Below are 299 nucleotides of genomic sequence, written 5' to 3' on the forward strand. Positions count from 1 at the left end.
ATTACTAATAAAAAGAATCATGATTCAGTTTTCAATGAACAACATTCACGGTCACTTGCGTGACCAATGGAGAATAACGGGATCGAACCGTTGACCCCCTGCTTGCAAAGCAGGTGCTCTCCCATCTGAGCTAATTCCCCATGTTATCTTGCGGCGTGATGGGCACAAGTGGACTCGAACCACCGACCTCACGCTTATCAGGCGTGCGCTCTAACCAGCTGAGCTATGCGCCCAATACTTAAGAGGTAAATCCCTCAAAACTGAACAATGTTAAGACTAATGTGTAAGGTTCCGATTTA

General features: G+C 45.8%; 2 tRNA genes. Both read right to left on the minus strand.

Annotated features, from left to right (window positions below):
* Positions 1-67: 67 nt before the first annotated feature.
* Positions 68-140 (minus strand) — tRNA-Ala (locus IV55_RS10095).
* A 19-nt stretch (positions 141-159) separates the two neighbouring features.
* Positions 160-233: transfer RNA gene (locus IV55_RS10100), tRNA-Ile, on the minus strand.
* Positions 234-299 lie beyond the last annotated feature (66 nt).

Origin of the sequence: Furfurilactobacillus siliginis, assembly GCF_001437435.1 — a bacterium.
Classification (GTDB): Bacteria; Bacillota; Bacilli; order Lactobacillales; family Lactobacillaceae; genus Furfurilactobacillus; species Furfurilactobacillus siliginis.